Below are 24,842 nucleotides of genomic sequence, written 5' to 3' on the forward strand. Positions count from 1 at the left end.
TCACAAAGAGGAGACACAAGACCATGTGCAATACCCAAGGTGACACGCCGATCCGCCTCAAGCGCCGGCCGATTGCCCAGTCGATCGAGAACCTCGATCAGCTCATGAACCTGGAAAAAGGCCGCATGTCCCGCGACCTGTTCTGGGACCGGGACATCTACGAGCAGGAGCTGGAGCGGATCTTCGCCCGTTGCTGGCTGTTTGTCGGGCACGAATCCCAGATCCCCAAGGCCGGCGACTACGTGTCCACCTACCTGGGCGAGGACAACGTGCTGATCGTCCGCCAGAAGGATGGCAGCGTGAAGGGCTTTCTCAACACCTGCCCGCACCGGGGCAACAAGGTGTGCTTTGCCGACCTGGGCAATGCCCGCCAGTTCGTGTGCAACTACCACGGCTGGGCCTTCGGCATCGATGGCGCCCTCAAGGGCATGCATGCCTCCGAGACCTACGAGGCGGCCGGCATGGACAAGAGCGAGCACGGCCTGCATCCGGTGGCCCATGTGGACAGCTACCGCGGCCTCATCTTCGCCACCCTCGACCCGGAAGCGCCGAGCCTCGCCGAATACCTGGGCGACATGCGCTACTACCTGGATGCCGTCTTCAACATGGACGAGGGCGGCACGGAGTTCATCGGCGGCTGCGTCAAGTCGGTGATCCAGTGCAACTGGAAGTACGCCTCCGAGAACTTTGTCGGCGACATCCTGCACGCCGGCTGGACCCACGATTCCGGCGCCAAGGCCATGGTCGGCGGCCCGGTGGCCGAGGTGCACAAGACGCCCGAACAGTCCTACCACGTGAATTTCAACGGCCATGGCTGGGAGTTCAACCAGGACATCGTCGGCAACTGCGCCACCCTGGGCGAGAAGGATCTGCTCAAGTACCTGTATGTGCTGCAGCCCAAGGTGGCGGAACGTCTGGGTGAGCTGCGCTCGAAGATGATCGGCGCCATCTCGTCCTGCACCCTGTTCCCCAACACCTCCTTCCTGCCCGGCCAGAACACCTTCCGTACCTGGCATCCCCGCGGCCCGGGGCAGATCGAATTGCACACCTGGACCTTCGTCAACAAGAGTGCTCCCCAGGAGATCAAGGACAAGTGGCGCAAGGGCACCATGATGACCTTCAGCCCCTCCGGCGTCTTCGAAATGGATGACGGCGAGAACTGGGAATACTCCACCCGCAGCAACGCCGGCTTCGTCACCCGCCAGCAGGATCTCTACCTGGGCCTGGGCCACGACACCCGTGTCGAGGACACCGACCTGCCCGGCAACGTCTTCCAGGGCCAGATCAATGAAGCCAACCAGCGCGCCTTCTACCAGCGCTGGCTCGACCTGATGAAGGCCGATAGCTGGAAGACCGTTCCCCAACGCGACGTGCCGAAGATGAAGGAGGGTGTATGAACGCCAAGACCGCCTTGCCCGAGATCGGGGTGGATGCCGAGACCCAGCGCCGGGTTGAACAGTTTCTGTACCGGGAGGCCCGCCTGCTCGACAACGAGCGCTGGGACGACTGGCTGGCCCTGATGGCCGAGGACATCCACTACTGGATGCCGACCATGGAAAACCGCCGCCGTGCCGACAAGAACGGCACTTACGCGGTGGACCGGGGCGCCCTCTACAACGACAACCTGCTCGACCTCACCCGTCGCGTCACCCGCTTCAAGCAGCCCACCGCCTGGGCCGAAGACCCGGCCACCCGGCATGCCCATGTGGTTGCCGGCATCGAGGTGTATCAGGGTGAGGCCCCCGGCGAGTTCATCGTGCATAGCACCTTCGTCAACTACCGCAGCCGTGTCGAGAAGGACAACGACCTGCTGGTGGGGCGTCGTGAGGACGTGCTGCGGGCCGAAGGGGACAGCTTCAGGCTGGCCCGTCGCAAGATCATCATCACCCAGTCGGTGCTGATGGCCAAGAACCTCAACACCTTCCTCTGAGGCGCGACCATGGGTTGGCTCAATGGCTACGTGGCACTGGTGACGGGGGGCGGCTCGGGGATCGGCCGCGCCGTCGTCAAACGCTACATCGCAGAGGGTTGTGCGGGTGTGGGTGTGATGGTGCGCAGCCATGAGCAGGCCGAAAGCCTGGTCGCCGAGTTCGGCGACCAGGTGGTCACCAGCCTTGGCGACGTGCGCTCCGGCTGGGACAACCAGGCCGCGGTGGACGCGACCGTGGCCCGCTTCGGCAAGCTCGACACCCTGGTGGGCAATGCCGGCGTGTGGGACTTCTTCACCCGGCTCGAGAAGATGAGCCTCGACCAACTGGATGAGAGCTTCGACGAGATCTTCGGCGTCAATGTGAAGGGCTACGTGCTGGCGGCCCGCGCCGCTGCGGCCGCCCTGCGCGAGAGCAAGGGCAGCATGATCTTCACCCTGTCCAACTCGGCCTTCTACGCTGGCGGTGGCGGCCCCCTCTACGTGGCCTCCAAGCACGCCGGGCTCGGGCTGATCAAGCAGCTGGCCTACGAGTTCGCCCCCGATGTGCGGGTCAACGGCGTGGCGCCGGGGGGCACGGTCACGCCCCTGCGCGGCCCCGAAAGCCTGGGCAAGGGCGAGCGGCGCCTGTCGGAGATCCCCAACTTCCAGGAGAACGTCGCCAGCTCGATGCCCCTGAAGATGATCGCCCAGCCCGAAGACCACGCCGGCCATTACGTGCTGCTGGCCTCCCGGGACAACAGCCGGGCCACCACTGCGACGGTGATCCAGAGCGACGGCGGATGGGAGATACGCCCCATGCGATGAGCCCGCCCCGCCCGCGCCAAAAAACATAAGAAACGACGCAGCAAAGAGCACCCAACGGAGGAAGAGATGAGCTTCACGCGTAGCCTGACTGCGCCGCAGCAGGACTTTGTCGACATCATCCAGCGCAGCACCCTGCCGCTGATGGCCGCACCGATGTTTCTGGTCTCGGGGCCCGAGCTGGTGATTGCCTGTGCCCGGGCCGGCATCATCGGCTCCTACCCCGCGGCCAACGCCCGCAACGTGGACACCCTGCGGGAGTGGATGACCCACACCCGCGACGCCATCCAGGCCGACCGCCCCGGCGCCCCGTGGTCCCTCAACATGATCGTGCACAGCAGCTACGACCGCTTCGACGCGGAACTGGCCCTGGTGCAGGAGTTTCAGCCCAAGATCGTGTCCACTGCCCTGGGCAGCCCGCGCCGGGTGCTCGACACCGTGCATGGCTACGGCGGCATCGTGATGGCCGACGTGATCAACCCGGCCCTGGCCCGCAAGGCTGCCGACGCCGGCGCCGACGTGCTGGTGCTGGTGACCCAGGGGGCAGGGGGGCACACCGGCCACTACCACCCCTTCGCCCTGCTCGCCGAAGTGCGCAAGTTCTGGTCGGGGCCCCTCGGCCTGGCCGGCGCCATCACCACAGGCACCGACATCCGCGCCGCCCAGCTGCTGGGTGCCGACTTCGTGCTTGCCGGCACGCGCTTCATCGCCACCCCGGAGAGTCTGGCCGAGCCCGCCTACCGGGATCTGATCGTCAGCAGCGGCCTGGAAGACCTGGTGGCCACCAAGGCGGTGTCCGGCGTGCTGGCCAACTGGCTCAAGCCCACCCTCGACAAGGCCGGCTTCACCCCCGAGCAGCTGCGCGAAGAGAAGAAGATCGACTTCTCCGGCGACATCGTCGACGCCCCCAGGGCCTGGAAGAGCGTGTGGTCCGCCGGCCACGGCGTAGGCGGCATCGAGGCCGTTGCCAGCACCGACGCCATCGTCCGCCAGCTGTACCGGGAATACGCCGCCTGCCTCGACGACGAGCTGGCCGACCTGACCCGGCTGCGCCAGCGCTACCCGGCCCTGTAACTCGGCGCGTCAAGACCGACCCTTTTCCAGAGAGCACATCATGAACCAGGACAAGATCCAGGCCGCCGCCGCGGCCCTGCGGCAGGCCCGCGCCACGCGCACGGCCATCCCCCGTATCTCCGAACAGTTCGGCATCCACGGCGCCGACCAGGCCTATGCCGTGGCCCGCTGCAACAGCGTGCTCGACATCGCCGAAGGCCGCCGCGTGGTGGGCAAGAAGATCGGCCTCACCTCCCAGGCGGTGCAGCAGCAACTGGGCGTGGGGCAGCCCGACTACGGCGTGCTATTTGCCGACATGGAGTTCCTGTCGGGCAGCGAGGTGCCGGCCAGCCGGCTGATCCAGCCCAAGGCCGAGGGTGAGATCGCCTTCGTGGTGGGGCGCGACCTGGACGGCGAGAACCTGAGCTGGGGGCGCTTCCTGCATGGGCTCGAGTACGCCCTGCCGGCCATCGAGATTGTCGACAGCGCCATCCAGGACTGGAAGCTGACCCTCGTGGATACGGTGGCCGACAACGCCTCCTGCGGGCTTTACGTGCTTGGCCTGGAACCCCGCGCCATCGGCACGGTGGATTTCGCCCTGGCCGGCATGGATTTCCGCAAGAACGGCCACACCGCGTCCGTGGGCAGCGGCGTGGCCTGCCTGGGTAACCCATTGCTCGCCGCCTACTGGCTGGCCGGCACCATGCAGCAGTTGGGCGACCCCCTCAAGGCCGGTGACGTGATCCTCTCCGGCGCCCTGGGGCCGATGTTCCCCTTCGTCGCCGGCGACCACCTGCACCTCTCCATCGCCGGCCTGGGCAGCGTGGACTGCCGCACTGCCTAGCGCACCGCAGCCCGCCAGATCACCTGTTGCACCCTGTTTATTGTTGTTACAAGACCAACCCTGAGGAGACGAACACCATGAACCGCCGCCACTTCCTTGCCACCTTGTCGTCCGCCCTGATGCTCGCCTTTGGTGGCGTCAGCCATGCCCAGGCCCAGACCGTCACCATCGGCGTGAGCGTCAGTTCCACCGGCCCGGCCGCGTCCCTGGGTATCGCCCAGAAGAACACCATCGAGCTGCTGCCCAAGACTCTGGGCGGCCTGCCGGTGAACTACGTCGTCCTCGACGATGCCTCCGACCCCACCGCCGCCGGCAAGAACGCCCGCCGCTTTGCCGATGCCGACAAGGTGGACGCCATCATCGGCTCCACCACCGTCCCGACCTCCCTGGCTGTCGCCGAGGTGGCCGGTGAGGCGAAGATCCCGCAGATCGCCCTGGCCCCGTTCCCGCCCAAGCAGATCCAGTGGGTGTTTCCGCTGCCCCATGGCGTGGGCGTGATGTCCGCCGCCCTGTTCGAAGAGATGAAGAAGCGCGACACCAAGAGCATCGCCTTCATCGGCTTCAGCGACGCCTACGGCGAAGCCTGGCTGAAGGACGTGGAGAAGCGCGCTGAAGCCAGCGGCATCAAGCTGGTGGCGGTCGAGCGTTATGCCCGTACCGACCAGTCGGTGACCGCCCAGGCCCTCAAGCTGGTCGGCCAGAAGCCGGACGCCATCTTCATCGCGGCCAGCGGCACCCCGGCAGCGCTGCCCATGCGCGCGCTGCGCGAGCGCGGTTTCAAGGGCCAGTTCTACCAGACCCACGGCGCCGCCAACAACGACTTCCTGCGTGTCGCCGGCAATACGGATGAAGGCCTGATCCTGCCCACCGGACTGGTGCTGGTGGCCGAGCAGCTGCCCGACAGCAACCCCAGCAAGAAGGTCGCCCTGGGCTACCTCAAGGCCTACGAGGGCAAGTATGGCGCCGGTTCCCGCAACCCCTTCGGTGCCTATGCCCATGACGCCTACCTGCTCCTCGACAAGGCCGTGGCCACCGTCGGCAAGAAGGCTGCCCCGGGTACGCCGGAATTCCGTGCCGCCCTGCGCGATGCCCTCGAGAAGACCAGCAACCTGCCCTTGACCCATGGTATCAACACCATGTCGCCCACCGATCACTCCGGTCTGGGTGACGGTGCCCGCGTGCTGATCACCATCGATCAGAACAACTGGAAGCTGTTGAAGTAAGCGGAGGCTGCCATGAGCTTTTTTGATAACCCCGGCATGCTGGCCCCGCCCAGGGTGACCCGCATCGACCTCTCGAGGGGGGGCTTCATCCTGGCCTGTTCCGACCCCCTGGAAGAGGTCACCCGCTGCATCGGTGACTGGCTCGAATACTGGGCTGCCCGCACCCCCAACGCCCTGTTCCTGGCGGAACGGGACGCGGAGGGCGAATGGGTGCGGATGACCTACGCCCAGGTCCGCGAACAGGTCGGCAAGCTGGCTCAGGGTCTGCTCGACCTGGGCATCGGCCCCACGGCGCCGGTGGTGTGCCTGTCCGACAACAGCCTTGACCAGGCCTTGCTGACCCTGGCCACCATGCACATCGGGCGGCCCTTCGCCACTGTGTCCAGCGCCTACTCGCGGCTCGCCAAGGACTACACCAAGGTTGCCACCATCCTGCAGGAGCTGGCTCCCGGTGCGGTGTATGCGGGCGACGGGGCGGTGTACGCCTCGGCGATCCGCGCCAGCGCCGTGTCCTGCCCGGTGATCCTGAGCACCAACGCCTACCAGCTCGATGGCAGCCTGTCCCTGGCGGAACTGATGCGCACCCGGGAAACCCCCGCAGTGATGGCCGAGTTCGCCAAGATCACCCCGGAGACCCACGCCAAGTACCTGCTCACCTCGGGCTCCACCGGGCGGCCGAAGATCGCCATCAACACCCACCGCATGCTCTGCGCCAACCAGAAGCAGATCCAGCAGAGCTGGCCCTTCCTCAAGGACGAGAAGCCGGTGATCGTGTCCTGGCTGCCCTGGAGCCACACCTTCGGTGCCAACCACAACTTCAACCTGGTGTTGTGCAACGGCGGCAGCTTCTACATCGACGAAGGCCGCCCGGTGCCCGGCCTGATGGAGAAGTCGGTGCGCAATCTGCGGGAAGTACAGCCCAATCTTTACTTCAACGTGCCCCGCGGCTTCGATGCGTTGATCGCCTTCCTGGAGCAGGACGAGTCCTTCGCCCGTGACTTCTTCGGGCGCCTGCGGGCAGTGTTTTACGCCGCGGCGGCCTTGCCCCAGTCCACCTGGGACCGCCTGGAGAGGTCTGCCCAGAAGGTGCTCGGCGAAAAGGTCTGGTTTACCTCCGCCTGGGGCGCCACCGAATCTTCCCCCTTGCTCACCAATGTGCACTGGCGCCTCGACGGGCCGGGCTGCATCGGCCTGCCGGTGGCCGGCACCTCCATCAAGTTCCTGCCCAATGGGGACAAGCTGGAGATGCGCGTCAAGGGGCCGCAGGTCTTCCCCGGCTACCTCAACAACCCGGAGAAGACCGCCGAAGCCTTCGATGAGGATGGCTATTACAAGATTGGTGATGCCGGCCTCTTGATCGACCCGGCCCGGCCGGAGAAGGGTATCGCCTTCAACGGGCGGGTGGCCGAGGACTTCAAGCTCACCACCGGCACCTGGGTGTCGGTGGGCACCCTGCGGGTCCGTGCGGTGACGGCCTTCGCGCCCTTTGCCCAGGACGTGGTCGTCACCGGCCATGACCGGGACGAGGTGGGCCTGCTGGTCTTCCCGACTCCGGCGGCCAAGGACGTGCCGACCGAGCAGCTCCATGCCCACGTGCGCGAGGGCTTGCGCAAGCTCAAGGCAGAGGGCGGTGGCGGATCGTCCCAGAGCCCGACCCGGGCCATGCTGCTGGACGAGCCGCCGAGCATGGACGCGGGCGAGATCACCGACAAGGGCTACATCAACCAGCGGGCGGTGCTGGCCCGCCGGGCCGATGAGGTCCTCAGCCTGCATACCTCACCCAAGCTCGACCGGGTGGTCTTCCTCAAATAAACCCATCCAGAAGGACGCAGCGCCCCGGGCCGAAGCCGGCCGGGACGCGCTCGGCCCGGATTTCCCCACGGGAGTAGTCATGAAAAAGAAACTGAAGGTGGCCATCGTCGGTTCCGGCAACATCGGCACCGACCTGATGATCAAGATCCTGCGCCACGGCGAGCACCTGGAAATGGGCGCCATGGTGGGCATCGATCCAGGCTCGGACGGCCTTGCCCGGGCGGCCCGGATGGGCGTCGCCACCACCCACGAAGGGGTGGAGGGGCTGACCCGCCTGCCGGTGTTCGGCGATATCGACATCGTCTTCGACGCCACCAGTGCCGGTGCCCACGTCAAGAACGATGCCTTCCTGCGCAGCCTCAAGCCCGCCATCCGCATGGTGGACCTGACCCCGGCAGCCATTGGTCCCTATTGCATCCCGGTGGTCAATGGCGCCCTTCATGACGACGCCCTCAACGTGAACATGTTCACCTGTGGCGGCCAGGCCACCATCCCCATGGTGGCGGCGGTGAGCCGCGTGGCCAAGGTGCATTACGGCGAGATCATCGCCTCGATTTCCAGCAAGTCGGCCGGGCCCGGCACCCGCGCCAACATCGACGAGTTCACCGAGACCACCTCCAAGGCCATCGAAGTGGTGGGCGGGGCGGCCAGGGGCAAGGCCATCATCATCCTCAACCCGGCCGAGCCGCCGCTGATGATGCGCGACACGGTGTACTGCCTGTCGGAGATGGCCGACGAGGACGAGATTGCCGCCTCGGTGGAGCGCATGGCTGCCGACGTGCAGAAGTACGTGGCCGGCTATCGCCTCAAGCAGAAGGTGCAGTTCGACATCATCCCGGCCTCGCGCCCCATCAACATCCCCGGCGTCGGCCCGCGCATGAGCGGCCTCAAGACCTCCGTCTTCCTCGAAGTGGAAGGTGCTGCCCACTACCTGCCGGCCTATGCCGGCAACCTGGACATCATGACTTCCGCCGCCAAGACCACCGCCGAACGCATGGCCGCCCGCATCCTGGCCACGGCCGCCACCGCAGCCTGAGGAGAACGCACATGAACCCCGACAAGAAGATCTACATCTCCGACGTGACCCTGCGCGACGGCTCCCACGCCATCCGCCACCAGTACAGCGTCGAGCAGGCCGTGCAGATTGCCCGTGCCCTGGACAAGGCCAAGGTGGATTCCATCGAGGTGGCCCACGGCGACGGCCTGCAGGGCTCCAGCTTCAACTACGGTTTTGGCGCCCACACCGACCTGGAGTGGATTGAAGCGGTGGCCGACACGGTGAAGCATGCCAAGGTGGCAACCCTGCTGCTGCCCGGCATCGGCACCGTGCATGACCTGAAGGCCGCCTACAGCGTCGGCGCCCGCATCGTCCGCGTGGCCACCCACTGCACCGAGGCCGACGTGTCGCGCCAGCACATCGAGGTGGCCCGGGAGCTGGGCATGGAGGCAGTCGGCTTTCTGATGATGAGCCACATGACCACGCCCCAGGCCCTGGCCCAGCAGGCCAAGCTGATGGAGAGCTACGGCGCCACCTGCTGCTACGTGGTGGATTCGGGCGGTGCCCTGTCCATGAACGACGTGCGTGAGCGCTTCAGGGCCTTCAAGGATGTGCTCAAGCCCGAGACCGAGACGGGCATCCACGCCCACCACAATCTGAGCCTGGGCGTGGCCAATTCCATCGTCGCGGTGGAGGAGGGCTGTGACCGGGTGGACGCCAGCCTGTCGGGCATGGGCGCCGGGGCCGGCAACGCCCCGCTGGAGGTCTTCATCGCCGCGGCCGACCGCATGGGCTGGAACCACGGCTGCAACCTGTACACCCTGATGGATGCCGCCGACGACATCGTGCGCCCCCTGCAGGACCGTCCGGTGCGGGTGGACCGGGAGACCCTGGCCCTGGGCTACGCCGGCGTGTATTCCAGCTTCCTGCGTCACTCCGAAGTGGCCGCCAAGAAGTATGGCCTGAAGGCGGTGGACATCCTCGTCGAACTGGGCCGCCGCCGCATGGTGGGCGGGCAGGAGGACATGATCGTGGACGTGGCTCTGGACCTGCTGAAGGGCCATGAGCACGAAGCCATGCATGCCATTCCCACCATGAGCGAAGCGGGCTGAGCGTCATGCGTACGAATCTCCTCGTCCGGCTGTCGCCCAACGGCGGCAGCTTTGAATGTGCGCCGGGCCAGACGGTGCTCGACGCCGCCCTGGCCGCCGGCTACTGGCTGCCCCATAGCTGCCGCACCGGCACCTGCAATAGCTGCCACCTGGGCCTGCTGGAAGGGGCGGTGGAACACGCCCCAACCCGTCCGGACGGCACCGACGTGCCGGCCGGCCAGTGCCGCACCTGCCAGGCCGTGCCCACCGCCGAGCTGCTGCTGGACGCGCCCAAGGTACCGGTCGAGCCCGGGCAGCGGGTGGTCACCACCGGTGCCAAGGTGGTGGACGTGAACCGCCCGTCCCACGACGTGGTGGTGATCCGCCTGCAGGTGCCATCGGCCGCCGGCTTCAGTTTCAAGGCCGGCCAGTACGCCAGCGTGATCCTCAAGGACGGGGCGAAGCGCAGCTACAGCATGGCCAACGATCCGGCGGAGGCGGGGGTCATCGAGTGGCACGTGCGCCGCATGGAAGGCGGGCGCTTCTCCACCCACGCCTACGACAAGCTCAAGGCCGGCGGCCTGCTGCGCATCGAAGGGCCCTATGGCGACTTCGTGCTGCAGCCGGGCGACGCGCCCATCGTGCTGTTGGCTTCGGGCACGGGCTACGCCCCCATCGCCGCGCTGCTCAAGACCCATGGTGCGGAGATGGCGCGCCGTGGGGCGGTGCTGTACTGGGGCGGCCGCCAGTGGGCCGACCTGTATGCGGTGGACAGCGTGGCTGCCTGGGAGGCGCAGTACCCGGGCATCCGCCTGGTGCCGGTGCTGTCGGAGGCCGGCCCGGAGTGGACCGGCCGGCGTGGATTCGTGCATGCGGCGGTGCTGGAGGATCTGCCGGACCTCTCCGCCCACGAGGTCTATGCCTGCGGCAACCCGCTGATGATCGACGCGGCACGCAGCAGCTTCACCGCCACGGCGGGGCTGCCGGCGGGGCGCTTCCTTGCCGACGCCTTCGTCGTCAATAACTGAACCGGGCCTGAGGAGACTTTCATGGATTTCGGTATCTTCGCGGTCCTGGCCCAGGACGGGGTCACCAACGGAGCGGTCTACGCCCTCCTGGCCATGGCCCTGGTGCTGGTGTTTTCGGTAACCCGCATCATCTTTCTGCCCCAGGGGGAGTTCATCGGTTTTGGTGCCCTCACCGTGGCGGCCCTGCAGAGCAGCCAGTTTCCCAAGCTGATCTGGCTGCTCATCGGCATCGGCGTGCTCACCTTCCTGGTGGAGCTGGGCTCGGCCCTGCGCCAGCGGCGCTACAAGCCGCTGCCGCGGCGCCTGCTCATGTGGAGTGTCATCGAGAACCTGATCTACCCCCAGTTCATCTGGCTGCTGGCCCATTCCCTCGACTGGCAGGGCATGCCGATGGCGGTGCAGATCCTGTTCACCCTGGCCATCACCGTGCCACTGGGCATCATGATCTATCGCGTCGCCTTCCAGCCCATGGCCGAGGCCTCGGTGCTGGTGCTGCTGATCGTCTCGGTGGGGGTGCACTTCGCCATGCTGGGCATGGGGCTGTTCATCTTCGGGCCGGAAGGGTCGACCACCCGCGCCTTTACCGAGTGGAGCACGTCCCTGGGCGAGATGCCCGTGTCCGGGCAGAGCGTGGTGGTGATGGCGGTGGCGGGCAGCCTGATCGGCCTGCTCTACCTGTTCTTCGACCGCACGCTGTATGGCAAGGCCCTGCGCGCCACCGCGGTCAACCGCAAGGGTGCGCAGCTCGTGGGCATCGGCACCAGCCAGGCCGGGCGCATGGCCTTCGGGCTGGCGGCGGGCCTGGGCACCCTGGCGGGCACCCTGATCGCGCCCCTCAACACCGTGGGTTACGACACCGGCTTCGTGGTGGCCCTGAAGGGCTTCGTGGCGGCCATCGTCGGCGGCCTGGCCAGCTACCCGCTGGCCGCGGCCGGTGCCCTGCTGGTCGGTCTGCTCGAGAGCTATTCCTCCTACTGGGCCAGCGCATACAAGGAGGTGATCGTGTTTACGCTGATCATCCCGGTGCTGGCCTGGCGTTCGCTGACTTCCGGCCATGGAGACGAAGAATGAAGATGTCCACCAAGAAGCTCCAGTGGCTGATGTTCGGCTGGTTTTTCGTGTTTCCCTTTCTGCCTGTACCGGGTTACTGGATCACCATCGGCAACTACATCGGCCTGTACTCCATCGTCGCCCTCGGCCTGGTGCTGCTCACCGGCATCGGCGGTCTGACTTCCTTCGGACAGGCGGCCTTTGTTGGTCTGGGGGCCTACACCACGGCCTACCTCAGCACCACCCTGGGCTGGTCGCCGTGGGTGGGCCTGGGGGCCGGGCTGGTGGTGTCGGGCCTGGCGGCGGCGCTGATCGGCAGCGTCACGGTGCGCCTGTCGGGCCACTTCCTGCCCCTCGCCACCATCGCCTGGGGGCTGTCCCTGTATTACCTGTTCGGGACCATCGAGTTCCTGGGCAAGTATGACGGCCTGTCGGGCATCCCCGCCCTGAGCGTGTTCGGTATCGACCTGTCTTCACCGCGGGTGATGTACGGGGTGATCTGGTTCTGCCTCGGTGGCTGCCTGATGCTGGTGCTCAACCTGCTCAACTCCCGCCCCGGCCGCGCCATCCGGGCCCTGGCCAAGGGCAAGACCATGCCCGAGGCCATGGGCATCCACACCGCCCAGTACAAGATCCTGATCTTCGTGCTGGCGGCGCTGATGGCGAGCCTGTCGGGCTGGCTTTACGCCCACCTGCAGCGCTCGGTGAGCGCCACGCCCTTCGGCCTGCACATGGGCATCGAGTACCTGTTCATGGCGGTGGTGGGGGGCGTCGGCCACGTCTGGGGGGCGATCCTCGGCGCGGTGGTGATGACCGGCCTGAAGAGCCAGCTACAGGATTGGCTGCCCCTCTTGCTGGGCAGCAACGGCAACTTCGAGATCGTGGTTTTCGGGGTGATGATCGTGCTGCTCCTGCTGTGGTCGCGGGATGGCCTGTGGCCCTGGGTGGCCGGCGTGTGGGCGAAGTTTCATCCGCCCGAGCCGGAGGTGGTGGCGCCAGCCATCGCCCCGGAAGGGTACAGCGACCTGCCGCGCCGGACCCGGCCCCAGGCCGGGGCGCTGATCCTCGAGGTCAACGAAGCCCGCAAGCAGTTCGGTGGCCTGGTGGCAGTGAAGGACATGGCCTTCGAGATCCGTGCCGGCGAGGTGGTCGGCCTGATCGGCCCCAATGGGGCGGGCAAGTCCACCATGTTCAATCTGGTGACCGGGGTGCTGCCTGCAACCAGCGGCGAGATCCGCTTCTGTGGCGAGCGCATCGACCAGCTGGATTCCCGGCGCATCGTGCGCATGGGCATCGGCCGCAGCTTCCAGCATGTGCACCTCATCCCGCACCTGTCGGTGCTGGAGAACGTGGCCATGGGGGCGCACCTGCGCGGGCGCAGCAGCCCGTTGGCGGCGGCCCTGCGCCTGGACCGCCACGAGGAAGCCCGGCTGCTCTTCCTGGCCGCCGAGCAGATCCGCCGGGTAGGCCTGGAGGAGCACATGCACACGCCGGCGGGCAGCCTGGCCCTGGGCCAGCAGCGCATCCTCGAGATCGCCCGCGCCCTGTGCACCGATCCGACGCTGCTGCTCCTCGACGAGCCCGCCGCCGGCCTGCGCCTGAAGGAGAAGGAGGCCCTGGCGGACCTGATACGCCAGCTCAAGGGCGAGGGCATGTCGGTGCTGCTGGTGGAGCACGACATGGACTTCGTGATGGGCCTGACCGACCGGCTGGTGGTGATGGAGTTCGGCAGCAAGATCGCCGAAGGCCTGCCCGCCGAGATCCAGAACAATGAAGCCGTGCTGGCGGCCTACCTGGGAGGTGTCGAATGAGCGCCGACAACAACAGCAAACCCGTTCTTGAAACCCGCAACCTGAGCGTGCGCTATGGCAAGGTCGAGGCCCTGCGGGGCACCTCGATCAGCCTGCGGGCCGGCGAGATCGTCACCGTCATCGGCCCCAACGGGGCGGGCAAGTCCTCGCTGCTCAACGCCATCATGGGGGCCTTGCCCAGCGAGGGGCAGGCCCAGGGCGAGGTGCTTTACCAGGGGCAGGACGTGTCCCACCATGCCATCGAGCTGCGTCTGGGCAAGGGCCTGGCCCTTGTACCCGAGAAGCGCGAGCTGTTCACCACCATGACCGTGGAGGACAACCTGGTGCTGGGCGCCTACCGGCGGCGCAAGGCGGGCTGGTCCTACCGGGACGGGCTGGAGGGCATCTACGCCGTCTTTCCGCGCCTCAAGGAGCGTCGCCACCAGCTGGCCGGCACCATGTCCGGCGGCGAGCGGCAGATGGTGGCCATCGGCCGGGCGCTGATGAGCGACCCCAAGGTGCTGATGCTCGACGAGCCCTCCCTGGGGCTGGCGCCGCGGGTGATGGCCGAGGTCTTCCAGGTGATCTCCCACCTGCGCGACACCGGCGTGGCGACCCTGCTGATTGAGCAGAACTCCCGCGCGGCGCTGAAAGTGTCGGACTATGGCTACGTGCTGGAGGTGGGTGACGTGACCCTGGAGGGCAAGGCCAGCGAGCTGGCCCAGAACCCGCGGGTGATCGAAGCCTACCTGGGGGCGAAGCACTGAGATGAGCATCCTGCGTACCGACCTCAGCGTGGACAGCCTCAACCGGGATGCGGCGGAGTGCCTGCCGGGCTTTCTGGGGGTCGAGTTCCTGAGCCTGGAGCAGGGGCGGGCGAGCAGTCGCATGCCCCTGCGACCCATGCACATGGCCCCCAACCAGCGCCTGCACGCGGCCAGCCTGATCGCCCTGGCGGACACCACCACCGGCCATGCGACCATGGCGCACCTGCCGGCCGGCGCGCGCTCCTTTGCCACCATCGAGCTGAAGAGCAACCACCTGGGCACCCTCACCGAGGGCGCCATTGCCTGTGTTGCCACCGCGGTGCACCTGGGGCGCACGACCCAGGTGTGGGACGCGGTGGTCACCGATGAGGCCACCGGCCGCCAGCTGGTGTTGTACCGTTGCACCCAGATGATCCTTTGACCTGCGCCCAAGGCGTCGGCAACAACAAGATGGAGTAACCCCCAATGAGTATCTGGTTTGCCCCCTTCACCCTGGAAGAAGTCAATGCCCGCGGCGCCACCTGTGCCAACGGCCACCTGGGCATGGAACTGATCGAGATCGGCGAGGACTTCCTGCGTGGCCGCATGCCCGTGGACCCGCGCACCCGCCAGCCCGCCGGGGCGCTGCACGGCGGCGTGTCGGTGGCCTTTGCTGAGACCCTGGCTTCCTGGTCTGCCGCCCACGTGGTGGACCCGGCCAAATACCACTGCGTCGGCCAGGAGATCAACGCCAACCACGTCCGTGCGGTGACCGGCGGCTGGGTCTACGGCGAAGCCCGGCCCCTGCACCTGGGGCGCACCACCCAGGTGTGGGAAGTGCGCATCACCAACGAGGAAGGCAAGCTGGTGTGCATCTCGCGCATGACCGCCGCCGTGCTCAGCAAGCCGAGCGAGTACAAGTAAGTAGAGGCGCCAGAACCCTCGCTGTAGCGTCGACTTGTAGGGGCGACTTCAGTCGCCCATCCCCGCATTGATCACCGGCATGCCCTTGATCGGAGTCCGCGGGCGACTGAAGTCGCCCCTACGGTCGCCCCCGACAGAGAGCCTGGTATATGCGTTTTTTCGAGGAGTGATTGATGCACCCCGCCCGTTCAGGACTGATCGATTTCCCCCGCCCCGATGGCAGCCTCTGCCAGGGCCACTTCGCCCACGCAGGCGCCGACCGCCCCGGGGTGGTTGTCCTCCAGGAGTGGTGGGGGCTCAACCCGCAGATCTGCAGTGTCGTCGATCGCTTCGCCGCGGACGGCTTCAATGCCCTGGCGCCGGATCTCTTCCAGGGTCGTGTGACCCAGGATCGGGATGAGGCCAGTCACCTGATGGATGGCCTGGATTTCGCAGGGGCCACCTTCCAGGATATCCGCGGCGCCGTGGCCCATCTGCAGAAGGTCGGCAGCGGGCCGGTGGCGGTGATGGGCTTCTGCATGGGGGGCGCGCTGACGGTAGCCAGTGCCGTGCATCTGCCGGAGGTGGCGGCGGCGGTGTGTTTCTATGGCATTCCGCCCAGGGATTTCGCCGATCCGGCGCAGATCCGCATTCCCTTCCAGGGGCACTTCGCCACCCGGGACACCTGGTGCTCCCCGGTGGCGGCCGGCGCGCTGGAGCAGGCGATGCTCGGCGCGGGCGCCCGTCCCGAGATCCATCACTACGAGGCGGCCCACGGTTTCTTCAACGCCACCCGGCCCCAGGTCTATGACCCGGCCCAGGCGGAGCTGGCCTGGGCCCGGACCCTGGCCTTCCTGGGGCGGCATCTGTAGAGTCTGGCCGATGCGTGATACCGGCACCTCCGAATACCTCGACATCCGCGGCCTGCGCCACCATGTGCGCCACTGGGGCCCGCGGGATGCACCCACCTTCTTCCTGCTCCATGGCTGGATGGATTCCTCGCCGACCTTCCAGTTTCTGGTGGAGGCCCTCGAACAGCCCTGGCACATCATTGCCCCGGACTGGCGCGGCTATGGCGCCAGCGAATGGCTGGACCGGCCGTACTGGTTCCCCGACTACTACGCCGATCTGGACGTGCTGCTCGATCGTTTCTCGCCGGATTGTCCGGCGACTCTGGTGGGCCACAGCATGGGGGCCAACATCGCTGCCACCTATGCGGCGGTGCGCCCGCAGCGGGTGGCGCGGCTGGCCATGCTGGACTTCCTGGGGCTGCGGCCGCCGCCGGAGGTGGATGCGCCGATGCAATTGTTGCAGTGGATGGATGCCGTGGCGGCGAGGCCGCAGGTGCGTCCGTATGTGGATGCGGCAGCCCTGGCCCGACGCCTGCGTATGGTTAATCCGCGTCTCACGCTCGAGCAGGCCGATTTTCTGTCCCGCGCGGTAAGCCGGCCCCGGCCGGACGGGCAGATCGAGATGGCCTGCGACCCCTGGCACCGGGTGCATGGGCCGTCCCTCTACCATATCGAGGATTCCCTTTCGGCCTGGCGCAAGATCCAGGTGCCGGTTCTGTTGCTGATCGCCGACAGGGGCTTCGTGGACGAGCGGATGGGTGACGATCCGACGGAGCTTGAGCGCCGCATCGGCTGTTTCCGCAATCGCCAGGTCGTGATCGTTACCGACTCGGGGCATAACGTTCAGCACGATCAGCCGGTCCAGGTGGCGCGGGCGCTGGAGGCCTTTCTCGCCGGGTGAGTGCCGTCCGCAGGCGCGGACGGTTTGTCCTGTGACGCTCAGGTGCGCAGCGGCGCCCTTATGATCAGGCGGGGGGCCTTGCGGCGGAGCCACATTCTCAGCCCGGCATAGATGAGGACCAGAGTGAACAGCCCGCCCAGGAGTACGCCGATCCGTCCGGGAAGGCCGAAGGCCGTGCCGGTATGGAGGGGCGTCTGCCAGTTGAGATAGCTGTCTCCCGGGCTGCTGCGGGTGGCATCCAGGCTGCGCAGGATCTCGCCGCCACGAACGGCCACCCAGACGGTGCTGCGACTGGTGGTGGGGCGTTGCACCTCGCCGGGCAGCAGAAAGCCGATGGCGTAGCTGTCGTCGGCGCTGCGCGGCAGCCCCACGCGTCGCAGTTCGCCGTCGGGGAAGACCCCGCGGGCGATGCGGACGGCTTCGTCGGCGTCGACGGGAGGGCGGTCGGACGGCGCGGCTTTTGGCGTCCTGCCCTCATCGAGCGGCGATAGGGCGGCGATCAGGGGGCGGACCTCGCCGGGCAGGGCCATGTAGACACCCGTCACGGCCAGGACCAGCAGTACCGGTGCACTGTAGAAACCGATGGCACGATGCAGGTCGAAATGCAGGCGGGCCGCGCCAGCCTGCCACTTGATCTGCAGGGCCAGGCCCAGCTTGTTGTGTCCCGGCCACCACAGGTAGAGCCCGACCAGGGTCGTCAGCGCCCAGAGCCCGCTGGCGATTCCCATGATCCAGAAGCCGGTCTTGCCGAGCAGCAGCTTGCCGTGGATCTCGCTGAGCAGGTGGATGAGGTTGCGGCGGTCAAGCTCGTGGCCGCTGCGGGAGCGGTCGCCCAGTACCCGGGCGGTGAAGGGGTCGACCAGTACCTGGTGGAAGCGGCTGCGGCCTTCTGCGTCCGGATCGGGGGCCTTGAAGAGCAGGGCGCCGACGCTCTTCTCACGCCGCGGTGGGAGCAGGGATACGGCCTGCCAGGGGCCGTCGTCCCGGGCCTGCTGGTGGGCGGTGGCGGCGGCCACGAGCTCGGCAAGGGGGCGGGGCCCGGTGTCGGGCGTCGGCGGCGTGGCGCTGAGGATGTCCGGGTTGAGCAGCCGGTCGATCTCCTGGCCGAAGACCAGCACGCTGCCGGTGAGCGCGGCGAGGAAGATGAAGCCCATCAGGCCGAGCCCGAGGTAGCGGTGGAGCAGGGCGATCAGGCGTCGTGGTCTCATGGCGCCCCCTTGGGGACCGGCGTGATCGCGCCGGTGAGCGGGTTGAAGCCGTCCGCCCGGTTCCAGTCCACCAGCAGCATGCGCCCGGCGGGGGTGCTGAAGCTGAACTGCCGGCGGCCTGCTACCGCGATGGCGCTCTCGCCGTGGGTGAAGTCCAGCTCCGGCTCGCTCCCTGTGCGGTTGATGACGACAAGCGGAATGCCGGTCTCGCGGGAGCGGCGCTCCCACACGTCGCCCGGCCCCATGCCGTCCACCGGTGGCCAGTTGGCCGGGACGATCAGGAGGGCCGCGCCCTGCTCACGCTGGCGGGCGGCGGGCTCGGGCGCATACGTGTCGGCGCAGATCAGCACCCCCACGGGCACGCCATCCACCACGAAGGGGTGGCCATCGGTGCCCGCCACGGACCAGCTCTCGGCGCCGCCATGGACGCGCTGCTTGCGGTAGGCGCCGAGGATCTTTCCCTCCCGGTCGATCACGGCGACGCTGTTGTGCAGCGTGTGATGGCGTGCATCCCGTTCGGCAAAGCCAATGAACAGGGCCACCTTGTTGTCCCGGGCAATGGCGGCGAGGGTGCTCATCCAGGTGTCCGGAAACGGTGCGATCCAGTCGGTGCCGATGCGTTTGGCGAAGTTGTAGCCGGTCTCCGCCAACTCGGGGGTGACTACCCAGTCGGCGCCCTGACGGACGGCTTCGCGGACGCCGGCTTCGATCTGCGCACGGTTGGCGGCGATGTCGCCCGGCGTCGGGTCCAGGTGGAGGAGGGCCAGGCGCAGGTGCCCGCTGGGCTTGGGCAGGGCCGACGGTGGGTCCGCAAAGCGCCGGCTGCCCGGCAGAAAGAAGCCGTTCTGCTTGCCCAGGGATTCGACCACCGCGCTGTAGGTGGCCTTGCCGATCAGCTCGCCGATGCGGCTGTGGCCGCCGGTGTAGCTGGCGGTGGGCGCACGGGTGCCCGAAACCACGATGATGCTGTCGGTGCCCGTGCCGGTGGCCTGCGCGCCGGGGGTGTAGGTGCTCTTCACCTGCAGATCCTCCAGGGCGGCGGTCTTGCCTTCGGTGACGGTGATCAGCGCCCGGGCCAGGGCCGCGTCAGTCAGGCGGACATTGCTGAGGACCAGAATGTTGATGGTGCCCGCGGGCTCGGCGCCTTCGATGTACCGGCCTTCATCCACGCCGGTGCGGATGGCGTTGCTCTTGGCGCCCGCCGTGGCCAGCACGGTGACGGTGAGCGGGCCATGGCTGCGGGTGACGATGGCCAGGTTGTCCATGTCGGCGGCCGTGGCCATGTGGGCGACATCGGCCTTTGTTAGCCCGAGGCGTGCGGCGGTGACGCCGAGCGTGTGGTCGGTGTAGGTCTTGCCGCCGCGTCCGTCCCGGCCATTGAAGCGCGTGGAAACACGTTTCCACAGCTCCGGGTGGGCGCCATGGTTGATGGCGGCACGGCTGTCCACGAGGCCGTCGCTGGTGGATAGGAGGCGGCGCGTCTCGGGAAAGGTGACGACCAGGGTCTTCTCCCACAATCCTTCCCGCTGGCTACGCTCCAGCCGCGCTTCGGCGGACACCGCGCCGGGAAGGGGGAGTGTTTCGGCTCGGGCGGCAGAGCTGAATACCATCAGCCCACCGAGGGCGAACAGGGTGCATCTTCGTTTGAGGGCGGGGCCAGCCCGCCGGCTCCATTTCAGCATTGCGTTTTCCTTTGCCGCGATCGCAGCAGGATGCCTGCGCCGACCAGCACGGTAAATCCCAGGAGCGCCGCATAGGCCACGGGCTGTGGCACGGCCTGGGAGAGGGGGTCTTTTTCCTTCATTTCGTAGCCCTGCACTACATCTTGCGGTGCGTCAGCTGTCGAGCTGCCTTCGGCCTTGGCCGGCGCTGCCGGGGATGTGGCCGGGTTTGCTGGGGCGCTCTGAGCGCCCGAGGCAGACCCGGCCGGGGGTGCCCCAACGGCTTGTCCGCCAGCGGGACGCCCGCCGGCACCCGGGGCCGGCATGGCCAGGGCATCGGCCATGGCGCGCTTGTCCTGGGCCCTGGCCAGTTCGGTGATCGCTTCGCTGCTGCATGAGTCGGCGTTGCAAGCCACACCGGCCTCCGCGATGAGCTCCCGGTTCACTTTGTCCAAATGCGCCTTCACCTCAACATCGGCCCGCCAGTAGCCCTTGTTGATGGCCACCAGCATCTTGTCCACGATGGCCTGGTAGGCCAGCAGGTTCTTTGCCTCACGGAAGCGGTCCTTGACGCCGAGGGCATTGCGGTCGGCCACGTAGGTCTCGTACATCTCCTGCCACTTGGCGCCATCCACCGCTTCAGGCACGGTCACCTGCCAGCCCCAGAGGTGTTCTGTAACCTTCATGATGAAACGGGCACCGCCGTAGCCTTCCTTGAGCATGGCCTTGACCCACTCGGGGTTGGTGTAGCGGGTGCGTATCTCCCGGCCCATGAACTTGTCCAGGGTTTCGTGCTTGCCGCTCTGACCGTCGGCCAGGTTGAGGATGTAGGTCTCGGGGGTGTGCCCATTGACCTGGCGGATGGCCATCGCCGTGGCTCCCAGGTACTGGAACACGTCGTCGTTGTCGAGGGTGCCGAATACGTTGCTGGCCCGGGAGTGGATGGCCGCTTTGGCGTCCTTCAGGGCCATCTTGAAGAGGTCCACGGCGAGTGCTGCGCCCCCGGGGCGCTCGCCCCAGTAGCCCTGGCCGAACAGGTGGCCGACCCGGTTGAAGTACACATCGGCGATTGCCTTTTCGTCCTTCCAGGTGTTGCTGGCCTGGATGACGTTGTCGACGCCGGTGCCGTAAGCCCCGGAGGGCTCGGTGAAGATGCGCACGGCGGCCAGACGGGCGGCATCCGGCGCCGGAATCCCCCGGGCCTCCAGCAGCTTGCGGGTGCGCTCCACATTGGCATGGACGGGGTTGTCATCCTCGGGCAAGGCCTTGACCTGGCTCACTGCCTCGTCGAGTAGTTGCATCAGGCCGGGCAGGGCGTCCCGGTACAGACCGGAAGGGACGATGGTTACATCCACTCTGGGGCGACCGAGTTCGCTGCGGGGAATCACGTCCACGCCATCGATCCGTCCGCGTTCGTCCCAGCGGGGGCGAACCCCCAGCAGGGCGAGGATCTCCGCCTCGGTCACGCCTTCATGGCGCATGGCTTCCGTGCTCCAGAGGTTGAATACGACCCGATCGGGAAAGCGGCCGTGACGTTGCCTGTAGTCGGAGATGAACTTCTCTGCCAGGTTCCGGCCCTGGTCCCAGGTGCCAGGGGTGGGTAGCCGCGACGGGTCGAAGCCATAGAGGTTGCGGCCGGTGGGCAGGGCTTCCGGATTGCGCAGGGGGTCATTGCCCGGACCCGCAGCCACGTGGCGGCCGGCCAGACCTGCCACCAGGGCGTCCAGTTCGGCCCGGGCGCTGCTTTCGATCAGGGCGGCCAGCTCGGCTTGCCGGCGTCTGCGCTCTGCATCGCCGAGCTTGCGGTCGAGGGACAGGATGGCCGCGGCGGTGGATTGCCGCAGTGCTTCGGACGGGGCCACGCCGAAGGTATGCAGGCCGAACGGGGCGTGCTGTTCAGAGACTTCCTTCAGATAGTGTTCAAGGTGCTCTACCTGTTCGGCGTTCTCCAGGCGGCTGAGGCCCACATCCTTGAGGATCCCGAGCTTGCCGGCCAGGGTGTTGATTTCTCCGAGCCGGGCGGCAGCGGCAGACTCGCTTTTCTGGGCGGCTACCCCGAAATCGTCGATGAGACCACGCAGGCTGACTAGTTCCGGGTTGAGGGTGGCCCGGTCGAAGGGCGGGGTGAGATGGGAGATGATGGTCGCCATGCCTCGCCGCTTGGCCTGCAGGCCCTCGCCGATGTCATCCATGATGTAGGGGTAGAGCTGCGGTACGTCGGCCACCATGGCTTCGCCCGGGTCTGCAGCGGTAAAGCCGACTTCCTTGCCCGACAGCCATTCGTGGGTGGCGTGGGTGCCCACGTGCACCATCGCGTGGGCCTTGAAACCCTTTTGCAGCCACAGGTAGAAGGCAAGGTACTGGTGGTGAGGGGGCAGGGCGACGTCGTGGTACATCTTCTTGGGGTCGCCCTCCCAGCCCCGGGAGGGCTGTGCGGCAAAGACCAGATTGCCGAAGCGCCGGGCGGGAAAGACGAAGTGCGGCGTGCCCCTGGGGTCGCGCCACAGCATCACGGTGGATTTCTCGGGTTCGCCCCAGGCTTTGACCATGGCTTCCCGCAGGGCCGCCGGCTGACGGTCGAACCAGCGCCGATACTCCGCGACCGGCATCAGGACCGCCTGGCCGCCCCGGGCCAGCTTCTCGAGTGCGCCAGGCGCCCAGTTGCCGATGTTGGTGCCGTGTTCACGCAGGGTTTCAAAGAGGGCGTCTTCGCTTATCGGGCGCCCATGGGTGTCATAGCCTTCCTGTTCCAGCCGACCGAGGATCTGCCACAGGGAGCGGGGGAGTACATTGAGGTAGGCCGCGCCGACGTTTTCCTTGCCCGGGGGGTAGTTGTAGTAGATCACTGCGACGCGCTTGAGGGAATTGAGCTCATAGCGCAGGCTCACCCACCTCCGTACCCTGTCGGCCAGGCGGTCGATGCGCTCCGGGATCGGCATTTCGGTGAGGTATTCGATGCCGGTCTCCTTGTCCTTCAACCGCTCTTTGCTGGCTACGACGGTGGGGGCAATGGCGCCGGCAAACTCGGCGCCGGACAGCTGCCAGGCCCGTTCCATCAGCGACAGGCCCAGGGGGGAGGCCTCCCACTCCTCGCGGGACTGGCTATATAGGGAGATGGCGTTGATGACGGGCACATCCAGGTGCTGCATGACCGGAATGGTCCTGGCGGGTACGTTGCCCATCTTGAGTGCCAGCCCGACGATGGCCACCACGCGTGCCCGGCCCCTGTCGTCCAGCAGGAAGCGCTCTGCCGGTATTTCCGACGGGTAGCCGAACACCGGGATCACGTTGAAGCCCCGTACCTCGATGGCCTTGATCATGGCATCAAGCAGCAGGGAGCTGCCGGCCTGGGCCGTGACCCGGTTGAAGACAAGGCCCACCCACTGGCGGTCGCTCCGGTCGGGGTGACGGCGGAGATAGGCGTCACGGAAGGATTCGAAGCGGTCGAACACTTCGCCGCTGCCGGGTGCCCAGATGCCGATGGCGGGAAAAGGGCGTGGGGGCACTGTTTGAAGGGGGAGGCCGAAGTCCCGGGCGAGCATGAGACGGATCATGGCCGCGTAGTTGTCGGCGCCGCCGGCCTGGGCGTACTCCCGCAGGGTTTCGTCCCGGGTCAGGCCGATGCGCTGTTCGCCCTCTTCATAGGGTGCTCCGACGGCATAGGCGTGGGCTTTGCGTTCACGCAGGCTGGCCACGGCGGGTTCAAGCGTATTGGCGAGTTCCCGGCCCATGTTGTAGATCAGGCCCACGTCGGCCCGGGCGAGCGCATCGATGTCGTCCTTGCCCGGGCTGCTGGATGAGACGATCCGGAAGCGCACATCCTTGAGGGCCTTGTCCTGCCGGAGTTGGCGGACCGCGTTCACCGCCGTCTGCATGGACGGGTCGCCGGGAAAGAGCACCACGGACAGGGGGCGGGCATCGACGGTGCCCGCGAGCAGGATCATCAGCGCGAACGCGGCACGGCAGAGGGGGGCGAGGAACTTAGTCGACGGGAACATAGACCACCCTCCCGTCCGGCAGCTTGTACGCGGTGCCCAGGCGTTCGCCCCGACCGGAGAGCTTCTCGTCGGTGACTTTCGATACCTTGATTTCCTTTCCGCGCTTGGTGACGATCTCCATTTCCCCCTTGGCGTTCTTCTTGACCATGGTCACCTCGGAGCTCGGGTCGAGCAGGTCCATCATGTTGTAGGCCATGAACAGGGCGATCATCATCGAGACGATGAAGACGATGCTGGCATCGAAGAGGTTGGCGACACCCGCGATGGGGTCTTCGAGGGCCTCACCGTCCAGGGCAAAGCGTCTACGGCGTTGCAGCAAGCGCATCGTCGGCTCCCTCCATCAGGTGAGGTGCTGGGGTGTCCGCCTGCTGGCCCGCAATGGTCAGCTCGGCGGCGTGGGCCATTTCGCGGACGTCTTCCCGCGCCCAGCGCTCCCGGGACAGGGCGATCAGATAGGCCAGCACACCCGCGCCCAGGCCGGCAACGGTGGCGGTGAAGGCAGTAACCATGCTACCTGCCATCTTGGGTATGTTGCCCTCGGCGAGGGCTGCCAGCGAAATGCCCATGGGGATGAGGGTGCCCATCAGCCCGAGGGCGGGGCCGACCTTGATCACGAAGCGGATCCGGTCGAGGCGGCGGGACAGGTTCAGTTCGTGGGCCTGGAGCAGACGCTCGACGTCGATGGCGAGGCGTCTGGCCGGATGGCCCGTCTTGCGCAGGCGGGACAGGTCGGTCAGAAAGGCCTGTCGTTCCATGAAGTGGCCGCGCCTGCGGAGCCAGCCGTCGTGCAGTGCAATGCCCAGTTGCAGTGGCATGTAGGCCACGAGGAGGGCGCAGCCGCCGATGACGGGCAGATAGAGCGCGGTGGACACTTCGTAGAGTGTCCGTTCGATCAGCGCGATGAGGTCCATGGGGAGTCTCCAGGTCGGCCCCGCGGTGGGCGAGGCCGGGTCGG

At 67.1% G+C, this 24,842-nt stretch carries 22 protein-coding genes; 17 read left to right on the plus strand and 5 right to left on the minus strand.

What is annotated here, in order from left to right:
- Nucleotides 1-23 precede the first annotated feature (23 nt).
- The 17 genes from J0L98_RS02340 to J0L98_RS02420 all read left to right on the plus strand — a co-directional run bounded on the left by J0L98_RS02340 (nt 24) and on the right by J0L98_RS02420 (nt 17,020).
- Nucleotides 24-1,397, plus strand: a complete 1,374-nt coding sequence (locus J0L98_RS02340) for an SRPBCC family protein (RefSeq protein ID WP_296409817.1) — start codon at nt 24-26, stop codon at nt 1,395-1,397.
- Entirely contained in the window at nt 1,394-1,930 is a 537-nt protein-coding gene (locus J0L98_RS02345; protein ID WP_296409819.1) for a 3-phenylpropionate/cinnamic acid dioxygenase subunit beta, read from the plus strand. Before J0L98_RS02340 ends, J0L98_RS02345 begins: the two co-directional genes overlap by 4 nt.
- A gap of 9 nt (nt 1,931-1,939) precedes the next feature.
- The gene (gene hcaB / locus J0L98_RS02350) at nt 1,940-2,734 is read left to right on the plus strand and encodes a 3-(cis-5,6-dihydroxycyclohexa-1,3-dien-1-yl)propanoate dehydrogenase (RefSeq protein ID WP_296409821.1); all 795 of its coding nucleotides are present in this window, start codon (nt 1,940-1,942) and stop codon (nt 2,732-2,734) included.
- A gap of 66 nt (nt 2,735-2,800) precedes the next feature.
- On the plus strand, nt 2,801-3,805 hold the full coding sequence (locus J0L98_RS02355) for a nitronate monooxygenase (RefSeq protein WP_296409822.1): 1,005 nt from the start codon (nt 2,801-2,803) through the stop codon (nt 3,803-3,805).
- A 40-nt stretch (nt 3,806-3,845) separates the two neighbouring features.
- A complete protein-coding gene (locus J0L98_RS02360; protein WP_296409823.1) occupies nt 3,846-4,628 on the plus strand; it encodes a fumarylacetoacetate hydrolase family protein in 783 nt (260 codons plus the stop codon).
- 77 nt (nt 4,629-4,705) lie between these two features.
- The gene (locus J0L98_RS02365; RefSeq protein WP_296402680.1) at nt 4,706-5,851 is read left to right on the plus strand and encodes an ABC transporter substrate-binding protein; all 1,146 of its coding nucleotides are present in this window, start codon (nt 4,706-4,708) and stop codon (nt 5,849-5,851) included.
- A gap of 12 nt (nt 5,852-5,863) precedes the next feature.
- Nucleotides 5,864-7,663, plus strand: coding sequence for a feruloyl-CoA synthase (locus tag J0L98_RS02370; RefSeq protein WP_296409825.1), 1,800 nt, complete (start codon nt 5,864-5,866; stop codon nt 7,661-7,663).
- A gap of 79 nt (nt 7,664-7,742) precedes the next feature.
- The gene (locus J0L98_RS02375; protein ID WP_296409826.1) at nt 7,743-8,699 is read left to right on the plus strand and encodes an acetaldehyde dehydrogenase (acetylating); all 957 of its coding nucleotides are present in this window, start codon (nt 7,743-7,745) and stop codon (nt 8,697-8,699) included.
- A gap of 11 nt (nt 8,700-8,710) precedes the next feature.
- Complete coding sequence (gene dmpG / locus J0L98_RS02380; RefSeq protein WP_296409827.1) at nt 8,711-9,772, plus strand: 4-hydroxy-2-oxovalerate aldolase; 1,062 nt, start codon at nt 8,711-8,713, stop codon at nt 9,770-9,772.
- A gap of 5 nt (nt 9,773-9,777) precedes the next feature.
- Entirely contained in the window at nt 9,778-10,779 is a 1,002-nt protein-coding gene (locus tag J0L98_RS02385; protein WP_296409829.1) for an FAD-binding oxidoreductase, read from the plus strand.
- 21 nt (nt 10,780-10,800) lie between these two features.
- On the plus strand, nt 10,801-11,850 hold the full coding sequence (locus J0L98_RS02390; protein WP_296409832.1) for a branched-chain amino acid ABC transporter permease: 1,050 nt from the start codon (nt 10,801-10,803) through the stop codon (nt 11,848-11,850).
- 29 nt (nt 11,851-11,879) lie between these two features.
- Entirely contained in the window at nt 11,880-13,640 is a 1,761-nt protein-coding gene (locus J0L98_RS02395; RefSeq protein WP_296409942.1) for a branched-chain amino acid ABC transporter ATP-binding protein/permease, read from the plus strand.
- A complete protein-coding gene (locus J0L98_RS02400; protein WP_296409833.1) occupies nt 13,637-14,386 on the plus strand; it encodes an ABC transporter ATP-binding protein in 750 nt (249 codons plus the stop codon). Before J0L98_RS02395 ends, J0L98_RS02400 begins: the two co-directional genes overlap by 4 nt.
- Nucleotide 14,387: 1 nt before the next feature.
- A complete protein-coding gene (locus J0L98_RS02405) occupies nt 14,388-14,807 on the plus strand; it encodes a PaaI family thioesterase (RefSeq protein WP_296409835.1) in 420 nt (139 codons plus the stop codon).
- Nucleotides 14,808-14,851: 44 nt separating this feature from the next.
- Complete coding sequence (locus J0L98_RS02410; protein ID WP_296409838.1) at nt 14,852-15,289, plus strand: hotdog fold thioesterase; 438 nt, start codon at nt 14,852-14,854, stop codon at nt 15,287-15,289.
- Between the two features lie 173 nt (nt 15,290-15,462).
- On the plus strand, nt 15,463-16,140 hold the full coding sequence (locus tag J0L98_RS02415) for a dienelactone hydrolase family protein (RefSeq protein ID WP_296409841.1): 678 nt from the start codon (nt 15,463-15,465) through the stop codon (nt 16,138-16,140).
- 10 nt (nt 16,141-16,150) lie between these two features.
- Nucleotides 16,151-17,020, plus strand: coding sequence for an alpha/beta hydrolase (locus tag J0L98_RS02420; protein WP_296409844.1), 870 nt, complete (start codon nt 16,151-16,153; stop codon nt 17,018-17,020).
- Between the two features lie 38 nt (nt 17,021-17,058).
- Here J0L98_RS02420 and J0L98_RS02425 read toward each other — a convergent pair whose 3' ends face one another.
- The 5 genes from J0L98_RS02425 to J0L98_RS02445 are packed head-to-tail and all read right to left on the minus strand — an operon-like array spanning nt 17,059 to nt 24,798.
- Nucleotides 17,059-18,228 carry a PepSY-associated TM helix domain-containing protein gene (locus tag J0L98_RS02425; protein WP_296409846.1) on the minus strand — a complete coding sequence of 390 codons (1,170 nt, stop codon included), beginning with the start codon at nt 18,226-18,228 and terminating at the stop codon, nt 17,059-17,061.
- Complete coding sequence (locus J0L98_RS02430; RefSeq protein WP_296409848.1) at nt 18,225-19,910, minus strand: adenosylcobinamide amidohydrolase; 1,686 nt, start codon at nt 19,908-19,910, stop codon at nt 18,225-18,227. The genes J0L98_RS02425 and J0L98_RS02430 overlap by 4 nt, the downstream gene beginning before the upstream one ends.
- The gene (locus J0L98_RS02435; RefSeq protein ID WP_296409850.1) at nt 19,904-23,887 is read right to left on the minus strand and encodes a cobaltochelatase subunit CobN; all 3,984 of its coding nucleotides are present in this window, start codon (nt 23,885-23,887) and stop codon (nt 19,904-19,906) included. Before J0L98_RS02435 ends, J0L98_RS02430 begins: the two co-directional genes overlap by 7 nt.
- Nucleotides 23,871-24,212: a DUF2149 domain-containing protein gene (locus tag J0L98_RS02440; RefSeq protein ID WP_296409853.1), complete on the minus strand. Its 342-nt coding sequence runs from the start codon at nt 24,210-24,212 to the stop codon at nt 23,871-23,873. Before J0L98_RS02440 ends, J0L98_RS02435 begins: the two co-directional genes overlap by 17 nt.
- The gene (locus J0L98_RS02445) at nt 24,190-24,798 is read right to left on the minus strand and encodes a MotA/TolQ/ExbB proton channel family protein (protein ID WP_296409856.1); all 609 of its coding nucleotides are present in this window, start codon (nt 24,796-24,798) and stop codon (nt 24,190-24,192) included. Before J0L98_RS02445 ends, J0L98_RS02440 begins: the two co-directional genes overlap by 23 nt.
- Between the last annotated feature and the right edge of the window lie 44 nt (nt 24,799-24,842).

Source organism: Zoogloea sp., from assembly GCF_017302315.1.
Taxonomy (GTDB): domain Bacteria; phylum Pseudomonadota; class Gammaproteobacteria; order Burkholderiales; family Rhodocyclaceae; genus Zoogloea.